General features: G+C 61.8%; 10 protein-coding genes and 1 tRNA gene. 7 read left to right on the top strand and 4 right to left on the bottom strand.

What is annotated here, in order from left to right; genetic code table 11:
* On the bottom strand, window positions 1-412 hold a 412-nt coding region (locus AC3WLP_RS27460; RefSeq protein ID WP_103340322.1), incomplete at its 3' end, for a hypothetical protein.
* A gap of 212 nt (window positions 413-624) precedes the next feature.
* On the opposite strand from AC3WLP_RS27460, the gene AC3WLP_RS27455 reads away from it, so the two are divergent.
* The 7 genes from AC3WLP_RS27455 to AC3WLP_RS27425 all read left to right on the top strand — a co-directional run bounded on the left by AC3WLP_RS27455 (window position 625) and on the right by AC3WLP_RS27425 (window position 7,557).
* On the top strand, window positions 625-2,106 hold the full coding sequence (locus AC3WLP_RS27455) for a sensor domain-containing diguanylate cyclase (RefSeq protein WP_088513339.1): 1,482 nt from the start codon (window positions 625-627) through the stop codon (window positions 2,104-2,106).
* Window positions 2,099-2,311, top strand: a complete 213-nt coding sequence (locus tag AC3WLP_RS27450) for a cysteine-rich CWC family protein (protein ID WP_003252007.1) — start codon at window positions 2,099-2,101, stop codon at window positions 2,309-2,311. Before AC3WLP_RS27455 ends, AC3WLP_RS27450 begins: the two co-directional genes overlap by 8 nt.
* Before the next feature lie 8 nt (window positions 2,312-2,319).
* Window positions 2,320-3,018: a pseudouridine synthase gene (locus AC3WLP_RS27445; RefSeq protein WP_088513338.1), complete on the top strand. Its 699-nt coding sequence runs from the start codon at window positions 2,320-2,322 to the stop codon at window positions 3,016-3,018.
* 336 nt (window positions 3,019-3,354) lie between these two features.
* Window positions 3,355-4,242: a (R)-3-hydroxydecanoyl-ACP:CoA transacylase gene (gene phaG / locus AC3WLP_RS27440; RefSeq protein WP_003252003.1), complete on the top strand. Its 888-nt coding sequence runs from the start codon at window positions 3,355-3,357 to the stop codon at window positions 4,240-4,242.
* A 111-nt stretch (window positions 4,243-4,353) separates the two neighbouring features.
* Window positions 4,354-4,427: transfer RNA gene (locus AC3WLP_RS27435), tRNA-Gly, on the top strand.
* A gap of 210 nt (window positions 4,428-4,637) precedes the next feature.
* Window positions 4,638-6,344, top strand: coding sequence for a SulP family inorganic anion transporter (locus AC3WLP_RS27430; protein WP_004575156.1), 1,707 nt, complete (start codon window positions 4,638-4,640; stop codon window positions 6,342-6,344).
* Between the two features lie 202 nt (window positions 6,345-6,546).
* Entirely contained in the window at window positions 6,547-7,557 is a 1,011-nt protein-coding gene (locus tag AC3WLP_RS27425) for a DUF4917 family protein (RefSeq protein WP_088513337.1), read from the top strand.
* A gap of 33 nt (window positions 7,558-7,590) precedes the next feature.
* Here AC3WLP_RS27425 and AC3WLP_RS27420 read toward each other — a convergent pair whose 3' ends face one another.
* The 3 genes from AC3WLP_RS27420 to AC3WLP_RS27410 all read right to left on the bottom strand — a co-directional run.
* Window positions 7,591-8,805, bottom strand: a complete 1,215-nt coding sequence (locus AC3WLP_RS27420) for a class I SAM-dependent methyltransferase (protein WP_012053620.1) — start codon at window positions 8,803-8,805, stop codon at window positions 7,591-7,593.
* A gap of 165 nt (window positions 8,806-8,970) precedes the next feature.
* The gene (locus AC3WLP_RS27415) at window positions 8,971-9,588 is read right to left on the bottom strand and encodes a TPM domain-containing protein (RefSeq protein WP_003251995.1); all 618 of its coding nucleotides are present in this window, start codon (window positions 9,586-9,588) and stop codon (window positions 8,971-8,973) included.
* A 51-nt stretch (window positions 9,589-9,639) separates the two neighbouring features.
* Window positions 9,640-9,830, bottom strand: a 191-nt coding sequence (locus AC3WLP_RS27410) for a hypothetical protein (RefSeq protein ID WP_218279754.1), incomplete at its 5' end; no start/stop codon positions are given.

Here is a 9,830-nt window from a genome sequence, read left to right as displayed (position 1 = left end):
GCCCGTCCCAGCGCCCGCGGTCGTCAACCTGCCGATTGGAGTGCCGGTCGCCCTGCCGGTAACGCTGGCTGTCATTGCGATAGTCATGGCGATCCCGGTCCTGCCGGTAGTCTTGCCGCTGGCGATTGCCGTAGTCATAGCGCGGGTTGCCATGCCACTGGTTCATCCTCGGCTGCGAATATGGCCGGTAATAGGGCGCAGGGGCCGCCCCATGGTAGTAACGGGGGGCAGGCTGATAGTAATAGCGCGGGGCTGGCGCCACATAGTACCGGTCATAGCGGTAATACCCCGGCGCCACATAGCGGTCGGTGGAGTAGTAGTCCGAACGGTAATAGCCCCCGCGCTCGTAGTATGGGGCGCAGGCCGAAGTCATCAGCCCCAGCAGGGTGATCAACAGGATTCGATAGGACATGGCGGCCTCCTGGACCGCGGGAGTGCCCGAACAGCGGCGCTGGCGAGCGTCGAGACGAGATGCGTCAATCGACACTGAATAAGACAGTGGCGCGCAGGTTCAGTGCCATTTCTGCAATAACTTGATACAGGTGAAATAACCCTGAAAAACTTGCAGTCATTTGCTGGTCATCTCACTAGAATAAGCGGCTCGGCACACATCACGGGAAGATCATGCCCTTACGTTCCGCTCTGTTCTCGCAACGCTCGCTGATCGTTACCCTGCTCGTGTTACTGGCCTGCGGCTTCCTGGCCACCTCGCTGCTCAGCTACTTCTCCTCTCGCAGCGCCATCCGCGACGGCATCATCAATACCGAATTGCCGCTGACCTCCGACACTGTCTACTCGGAAATTCAGAAAGACCTGATCCGCCCGGTGCTGATCGCCTCGATGATGGCCCAGGACACCTTCCTGCGCGACTGGGTGCTGTCCGGCGAGCAGAATACCGAACGCATGACCCGCTACCTGAGCGAGGTCATGGGCAAGCAGGACATCTTCACGTCCTTTTTCGTGTCCGATCGCACGCGGACCTACTACCAGGCCAAAGGCGTGCTCAAGCACGTCGAACCGGGCACCTGGCGTGATGCCTGGTATTTCCGTCTGCGTGAACTCAAGGCCCCTTATGAGATCAACGTCGACCTGGACATGGCCAACCAGGACAGCCTGACCGTGTTCATCAACTACCAGGTGCACGACTACCAGCAGCGCTTCATCGGCGCGGCAGGCGTAGGGCTGAGCGTATCGTCGGTGGTCAAGCTGATCGATCAGTACCAACGCCGCTACCAACGCGCGGTGCTATTCACCGATGCCAAAGGCAAGGTGCTGTTGACCGGCTCCGAGGGTGGCCCGCATGGTTTGCAAGTCGGCCAGTCACTCAGCGACAACTCTGAGCTGAAGGCCATGCTGGCCGAGCAGAGGGTGCCGGGCGAAGGCAGCCACGAGTACCATGACAGCGAAAACCACAGCCACTTTCTCAACGTTCGCCACCTGCCCGAACTGGACTGGTACCTGTTGGTGGACAAACGCGAAACCGGCGTCCTCGACCGCATTCGCCACGCGCTGTACCTGAACCTGGCGATCTGTACGATGATCACCCTGGTGGTGCTGGCACTGGTGCATGCCATGGTCCGCCGCCACCAGGCCAGCACCGAAGCCTTGGCCACGCTCGACAGCCTCACCGGCTTGCACAACCGGCGCAGCTTCGACCTGCTCGCCGCCCAGGCGCTGCGAGAAGCCCGGCGCGACAGTAGCCCTCTGGTGGCCTTGCTGATTGATCTGGACCACTTCAAGGCGTTGAACGACAACCACGGCCACCTGGCAGGTGACGAAGTGCTACGCCAATTCGCCAATGTGCTGCAAGGCAGCCTGCGTCAGTCAGATATACTGTGCCGCTGGGGCGGTGAGGAATTCATCGTGCTGCTGCGCGAAGCTGAAGGCGGCCAGGCCGTCGAGGTGGCGGAAAAGATCCGGCGACGCACCGAACAGCTGACCTTCAGTTACGACAACCAGCCGCTGCGACTGACCACCAGCATCGGCCTGAGCAGCCTGCAACCGGGGGATACCCTGCACGCCCTGCTGACCCGCGCCGACCGCGCGCTTTATCGTGCCAAGCAGGCTGGCCGCAACCGCGTCTGCAGTGAAACCCGCCATGAATGACAAGCAACACTGCCCCGCTTGCGGTGCCCTCAACCAGTGCAGCCTGGCCGACCCACGCCGTGCCACCCAGGCGTGTTGGTGCTACAGCGTGACCATCGACCCGGCCGTGCTTCAGGCCCTGCCCGATGAACTGCGTAACAAGGCCTGTCTGTGCCCGCGCTGCGCCGCCGTTGAAGAACAGCTCCGTCCATCCGCTGCCCACTGATCGTTGCCATGCGCCTTGACCGTTTCCTCGCCAACCTGCCCAGCTACAACCGCCAGCAAGTTCGCCTGATGCTGGCGCAACGCCGCGTGCGGGTGGACGGCAAGGTCGCCAGTGACCCGCTGACCGACGTGCGTGAATTCAGCCGCGTAGAGCTGGATGAGCAACTGCTGCAGGCCGGCCGGCCGGCCCGCTACCTGATGCTGTACAAGCCCACTGGCTGCGTAAGCGCCACCCACGATCCGCAACACCGTACCGTTCTCGACCTGCTGCCCACGGCGTTGCGAGATGACCTGCACATAGCCGGGCGCCTGGATTTCAACACCACCGGCCTGATGATCCTGACCAACGATGGCCAGTGGTCACGGCGCCTGACCCAGCCTGCCACAAAGCTGCCCAAGCATTATCTGGTGGACACCGAGGACGAGATTGGCGAGCACTATGTGGCCAAGTTTCGCGAGGGTTTCTATTTTGCCTTCGAAGACCTCACCACCCAACCAGCCCGGCTGGAGATCCTCGGCCCCCACCGAGCCCGGTTGGCAATCGTCGAGGGGCGGTACCACCAGGTCAAACGCATGTTCGGGCACTTCAACAACAAGGTGGTGGGGCTGCATCGGGAGAGCATGGGAGCGATCCGGCTGGATCCGGGGTTGGCGCCGGGGGAGTATCGTGAACTGACGGCCAATGAGATAGCCACTGTCCAGGCGTGACAGACAGCCCGTGTCGTCACACGACCGCTCAGCGACAAAAGTCACATTACTTACCGAACGGCACTTGCGCGATCCCCAACCCACTGCTTGAATCCAAATCGTCAGTCTGCATGTGACTACCAAGTCACACCTGCAGCCAGTGACACTTTTTGCCGGCCACCCAAAGCCTAGATGCCTTGGGGCACGGCAAATTGCCCGCCAAAAACAATACCGTCGACGCACGTGCCAAGGATCGACACAGGGCCCCCGGTTTATCTTCAGGCAAATGCCTACCTGTCATAAAGAACGTGCACCCTAGGTGACGCGAATACCCTTTTTGCGCCAGGAGTCGATGACATGAGGCCAGAAATCGCTGTACTTGATATCCAAGGTCAGTATCGGGTTTACACGGAGTTCTATCGCGCGGATGCGGCCGAAAACACGATCATCCTGATCAACGGCTCGCTGGCCACCACGGCCTCGTTCGCCCAGACGGTACGTAACCTGCACCCACAGTTCAACGTGGTGCTGTTCGACCAGCCGTATTCAGGCAAGTCCAAGCCGCACAACCGTCAGGAACGGCTGATCAGCAAGGAGACCGAGGCGCATATCCTCCTTGAGCTGATCGAGCACTTCCAGGCAGACCACGTGATGTCTTTTTCATGGGGTGGCGCAAGCACGCTGCTGGCGCTGGCGCACCAGCCGCGGTACGTGAAGAAGGCAGTGGTGAGTTCGTTCTCGCCAGTGATCAACGAGCCAATGCGCGACTATCTGGACCGTGGCTGCCAGTACCTGGCCGCCTGCGACCGTTATCAGGTCGGCAACCTGGTCAATGACACCATCGGCAAGCACTTGCCGTCGCTGTTCAAACGCTTCAACTACCGCCATGTGAGCAGCCTGGACAGCCACGAGTACGCACAGATGCACTTCCACATCAACCAAGTGCTGGAGCACGACCTGGAACGTGCGCTGCAAGGCGCGCGCAATATCAACATCCCGGTGTTGTTCATCAACGGCGAACGCGACGAGTACACCACGGTCGAAGATGCGCGGCAGTTCAGCAAGCATGTGGGCAGAAGCCAGTTCAGCGTGATCCGCGATGCGGGCCACTTCCTGGACATGGAGAACAAGACCGCCTGCGAGAACACCCGCAGTGTCATGCTGGGGTTCCTCAAGCCAACCGTGCGTGAACCCCGCCAACGTTACCAACCCGTGCAACAGGGGCAGCATGCATTTGCCATCTGAGCGGCTCGGCGCCTTGTAGCCAATACCCGCAGGTCACAGGGCGCCGACAAGCTTTTTTATAACTTGGGCTTCTAATTCGCTGACGGTTCTGGTAAAAAGTCGAGCTCAGATGCGGGTATAGTTTAGTGGCAAAACGAAAGCTTCCCAAGCTTTAGTTGAGGGTTCGATTCCCTCTACCCGCTCCACATCGCATTCCCGCATGGCGTTCCAGCAACGTCATCGCAGTCAAAAGGAGCCAAGGCTCCTTTTTTCGTTTTTCACCCTGCCTTGACCTGGCCCATGGCCATTTACCCACCGATCCGCTTCAATGCGCATCGGGCCTTTGCATGCGCAAGCGAAACGGCTTGTGGCGGATAGGCTCAATGGATTCGTGAAACCATTCGAAAGGACAACGCATGTTTCTCTCCCGCTGGCTACCAGGCCTTGCCAACCTGCTGCACTACCGCCGTGAATGGTTCCACGCCGATCTGCAAGCGGGCCTGTCGGTAGCCGCGATCCAGATTCCCATTGCCATTGCCTATGCGCAGATCGTCGGGCTGCCGCCGCAATATGGCCTGTACGCCTGTGTGCTACCGATGATGGTCTATGCGCTGATCGGTAGCTCGCGCCAGCTGATGGTCGGCCCCGACGCCGCCACCTGCGCGATGATCGCCGGTGCCGTGGCACCGCTGGCCCTGGGTGACCCGCAGCGCATCGTCGAACTGTCGGTGATCGTCACCGTGCTGGTCGGCGTGATGCTGATTGCCGCGGGCCTGGCGCGCGCCGGATTCATCGCCAGCTTCTTCTCGCGGCCGATCCTGATCGGCTACCTCAACGGTATCGGCCTGAGCCTGATCGCCGGGCAGCTGTCCAAGGTGGTGGGCTTCCAGATCGAGGGCGACGGTTTCATCCTCAGCCTGATCAACTTCTTCCAGCGCCTGGGGGAAATTCACTGGGTCACATTGATCATCGGCCTGGCCGCCCTGGGCCTGCTCATCTGGCTGCCACGGCGCTACCCGCGCCTGCCCGCAGCCCTCACGGTAGTGGCGCTGTTCATGCTGCTGGTTGGCCTGTTCGGCCTCGACCGCTTCGGCGTTGCCGTCCTTGGGCCGGTACCTGCAGGCATCCCGCAACTGGCCTGGCCACACAGCAACCTGGCGGAAATGAAGAGCCTGCTGCGCGACGCCCTGGGTATCGCCACCGTCAGCTTCTGCAGCGCCATGCTTACCGCACGCAGCTTTGCCGCCCGGCATGGCTATGCGATCAACGCCAACCACGAATTCGTCGCCCTGGGCGTGAGCAACCTGGCGGCCGGGATTTCCCAGGGCTTTGCCATCAGCGGTGCCGACTCGCGCACTGCAGTCAACGACATGGTCGGTGGCAAAAGCCAGCTGGTAGGCATCATCGCGGCACTGGTGATTGCCCTGATCCTGCTGTTCTTCACCGCACCCATGGCCTGGATCCCGCAGGCTGCGCTGGGCGCCGTGCTGCTGATGGCTGGCTGGGGGCTGATCGACATCAAATCGCTGGGGCATATCCGGCGTCTAAGCCGCTTCGAGTTCTGGCTGTGCCTGCTGACCACGGCGGGCGTACTGAGCCTGGGCGTGCTGCCCGGCATCGTGTTTGCCGTGACCCTGGCGATCCTGCGCCTGCTTTACAGCATCTATCAGCCCACCGATGCCGTACTGGGCTGGCTGCCAGGCACCGAAGGCCAGGTGGACATCCGCAAGTTCAAAGACGCCCGCACCGTGCCTGGCCTGGTGGTGTACCGCTTCGACGACGCCATCCTGTTCTTCAATGCCGACTACTTCAAGATGCGCCTGCTAGAAGCCGTGCAAAGCCAGGACCAGCCTAAAGCCGTGCTGTTCGATGCCGAAGCGGTAACCAGCATTGATGTCAGCGGCATCGCCGCCCTGCGCGAAGTGCGTGACACCCTGGCGGCTCAAGGCATCCTCTTCGCCATCGCCCGCGCCCGTGGCACTTTCCTGCGCATGCTGGTGCGCTCGGGGATGGCGCGGGACATGGAAGAAAAACTGCTATTCGGCTCGGTACGCGCGGGGATTCGTGCGTACCGCGTGTGGCGCAACCGAAACCGCAGTGTGCAAGTGACCGAACAGGGTTAGCGGCTTTCATCCTGTTCAACGTGCTACGCCTGTGCTGGCCCTTTCGCGGGTAAACCCGCTCCTACATGGACTTGTAGGGGCGGGTTCACCCGCGAAAGGGCCAGCACAGGCAACACAAAACCTCGCCTTGACACCAACCCTCGCATACCTCGCATGACATGCTAAAGTCGCCCCGTTCCCCGCACCACCCAACGGATCCAGCATGCCCGCACTTGATGCCACCCTTACCCCCTGGCCAGAACTCGCCGCCCGCCACCCCTGCGACGCCCTGCTGCTGGGCAATGGCGCAAGCCGCGCAGTATGGAAGCCGTTCGGCTACTTCTCGCTGTTCGAGCAAGCGCAACGCGCAGGCCGCAAGAAAGGCCTGGCGGTCAGTGACCAGGCACTGTTCAAGTCCTTGGGCACGGAACTGTTCGAGCCGGTGCTCAGCGCCCTCAACACCACCGTGCGTACCAATGCCGCACTGGCCATCAACTCCACCGCGCCGCTGAACCGCTACTACTCGATCAAGGAAGCGTTGATTCACGCCGTGCGCACGGTGCATCTGCCCTGGCCGCTGATGCCACCGGCCACCCTGGCAACCCTCAATCAGGCCCTGCGCGGCTATCGAAGCGTCTACACCAGCAACTATGACCTGGTGCTGCCATGGGCCGTGCAGCACGCCCCGAATGGCTTCGCCGAACTGTTCGACGAACAAGGCTATTTCGACGTTCGACGCACCGGCAGCGAAGGCACCCGGGTGCTGCACCTGCATGGCGGCCTGCACCTGCTCAAGCTGCCCGACGGCACCACCCGCCAGCGCAGCGCTGAAAGCGCCGAACTGCTCGATGGGTTTGCCGTGAATATCCCGGGTGAAGTACCGCTGTTCGTCAACGAAGACCGCAGCGACGAGAAACTGCGCGCTATCCGCAACTCGGACTATCTGAGCTGGTGCCTGGGGCAGCTGGCGCAGGAAAACCAAGGGATATGCCTGTTCGGGCAGCATCTGGACAGCAGTGACCGGCACCTGCTCGACGCTGTGCGCCAAGCCCGTCCGCAACAGCTATCCATTGCCATTCGGCCGCTGGGCGAGGCGTCGGTGATCAATCAGAAGCAGCATTTTGCAGATCGTTTCGGGGATTTGCCGGGGACGGTGCTGCATTTCTTCGATGCCAGCACCCATCCGTTGGGGCAGGCAGCATTGGCTATCGAAGTGCCCTCTGCTCAGCGCTGACAAGGTGCCCGGCAGGCGTACCGGTGGGTGGCGTCAGAGCAACCCATCCGCGCGCAACAACGTTTCCAGGCAATGCTCCTGCACCCCATAGAACGCCTTGAGCTGGGCAATCTTCTCCAGCAACGCCCCGTTATCCCCCGCCTGCCGCCGTTTCACCGCAAGAATCATCTTGTTCTTGTTGGTGTGTTCCAGCGAGATGAACTCGAACACCTTGGTTTCATAGCCACAGGCTTCCAGGTACAGCGCGCGCAGGCTGTCGGTCAGCATTTCGGCCTGCTGGCCCAGGTGCAGGCCATACTGCAGCATGGGTTGCAGCAACCCTGGGCTGTGCAATTGCGGGCGGATCTGCTTGTGGCAGCACGGCGAGCACATGATGATCGCGGCGTTGCAGCGGATACCGGTGTGGATGGCATAGTCAGTGGCGATGTCACAGGCATGCAAGGCGATCATCACCTCGATGGCCTCAGGCACCACGCTGCGTACGTCACCACACTGGAACTCCAGGCCCGGATGGTCGAGGCGTGCGGCCGCGGCGTTGCACAGGTCGACCATGTCCTGGCGCAGCTCCACGCCGGTCACCTGTGCGTCACGGCCCAAACTATTGCGCAGGTAGTCATGCATGGCAAAGGTCAGGTAGCCCTTGCCCGAACCGAAGTCGGCCACCCGCAGCGCCTGTTCCGTCGACACCGGTGCATTGGCCAGGGCGTGATCGAAGACCTCGATGAATTTGTTGATCTGCTTCCACTTGCGTGACATGGACGGGATCAGTGCGCCTTGTGCGTCGGTCACACCGAGGTCACGCAGAAACGGCCGCGACAGCTCCAGATAACGCTTCTTCTCGCGGTCATGCCCGCTGCCCGCATCGGCCACGCGCGGTGCCTGGGCACCGTGGCGCTGGAGCATCGGTTTGCCCTTCTTGCTGAAGGTCAACTGCACTTCGCCGTCAGCATCGAACAGGTGAGCATTGCGGAAGCTGTCTGGCAGCAGTTCGGCAACCAGCACCTTGGCCTGGTCCAGCGGCAGGTTGCGGGTGATGTCGCGGGTCTGGTGGCGGTAGACCAGCGACAGGCACGGCTGGCCCTTGACCTGCAACGGCTTGGCAATGATCCGTTGCAAGGTCTGGTCGGCACCGACATGGCGCGCCAGCACCAGCTTGACCAGGGTTTCGCCGTGCAGGGCGGCGTTCAGCAGGTCGAGAAACTGAGCGCGCGCATCCGGCGCGCAAGAGGCAGAAGTACTGGCGGACATGAAAAAGGGGGCCTTGGGTCGCGGAACGCCTATTCTAACGTGCCGCAAGCCCCCTGTGGGAGCGGGCTTGCCCGCAACACCGGCAAAGCCGGTGGCAGACACCGTGTCGCCTGATTCGCGGGCAAGCCCGCTTCTACAGGGAATCCAGCAAGGCTGGGCGCGCCTTCAGTCGAGAATCACCAAGCGGTTGGGCAATTCGTTGCGGGCATGGGTTGGCGGCACGTGCTGGCTAAGCAGCTCGCCACACGCTTCAATGCACTCGACAAAGCCCTGCAAGGTGCGGCCCTGGCGCACCTGCTCGGCCAAGCGGGCACCGATGGCCGCGCGGGCTTCGGCATCCAGGCAGTGTTCGATACCCCGGTCGACCAGGATCTCCACATGCCGCTCCGCCTCGCTGACGAAAATCAGCACGCCCGTGGCGCCTGCTGTGCGCTGCAGGTTCTGCTCGCGAAACTGCTGGCGGGCCAGGCGCGCGGCACGCCAGCGGCGCAAGGCACGGGGGATCAGCCAATCGGCCAGGCGCGGGTTGCGCAGCAGCAGGCACAAAACGACGAACAGCAGCACGTTGCCCATCAGCACGCCACGCACGCTGGGCCAAGCCAGCAGCCAGTGCAACAGACCAGGCACGGTCAGTGCCAGCACGGCGGCCCACAACAACGGCCAATACGCATAATCGTCGGCACGACGGGCAAGCACCGTCACCAGTTCGGCATCGGTACGCCGTTCGGCACGGGCAATGGCTTCGGCAATCTGCCGTTGATGGTATTCGTCGAAGGGGGTCATGCCGTCGGTCTCTTGAGCATTCTTATAGTTGTTATCCCAGCATTCGGGGCTTCATCCGCAGGCGACATATTCAGGCATAATCCGCCGCTGGAAGAATTGCCTGCAAATCGTACAACAATAGCCGCCTGAAAACTTCGGTCGCGCACGTATCACCGTGGATACGGCAGAGGCCCCAAAACGGAATTGATGATGAAACTGTCTTTGCTGGGCCTGGCCATGGGCCTTGCCAGTCAGGCGGCCCT

Source organism: Pseudomonas sp. FW305-E2 (assembly GCF_058782925.1).
This window is presented reverse-complemented; position numbering and strand designations above follow the sequence as displayed.

Excerpts from the sequence above, each read along its gene's own strand:
- AC3WLP_RS27445 (WP_088513338.1), top strand. The coding sequence starts at position 2,320 with ATGCGCCTTGACCGTTTCCTCGCCAACCTGCCCAGCTACAACCGCCAG.
- AC3WLP_RS27430 (WP_004575156.1), top strand. The coding sequence starts at position 4,638 with ATGTTTCTCTCCCGCTGGCTACCAGGCCTTGCCAACCTGCTGCACTAC.
- AC3WLP_RS27455 (WP_088513339.1), top strand. The coding sequence starts at position 625 with ATGCCCTTACGTTCCGCTCTGTTCTCGCAACGCTCGCTGATCGTTACC.
- AC3WLP_RS27425 (WP_088513337.1), top strand. The coding sequence starts at position 6,547 with ATGCCCGCACTTGATGCCACCCTTACCCCCTGGCCAGAACTCGCCGCC.
- AC3WLP_RS27450 (WP_003252007.1), top strand. The coding sequence starts at position 2,099 with ATGAATGACAAGCAACACTGCCCCGCTTGCGGTGCCCTCAACCAGTGC.
- AC3WLP_RS27415 (WP_003251995.1), bottom strand. The coding sequence starts at position 9,588 with ATGACCCCCTTCGACGAATACCATCAACGGCAGATTGCCGAAGCCATT.
- phaG (WP_003252003.1), top strand. The coding sequence starts at position 3,355 with ATGAGGCCAGAAATCGCTGTACTTGATATCCAAGGTCAGTATCGGGTT.
- AC3WLP_RS27420 (WP_012053620.1), bottom strand. The coding sequence starts at position 8,805 with ATGTCCGCCAGTACTTCTGCCTCTTGCGCGCCGGATGCGCGCGCTCAG.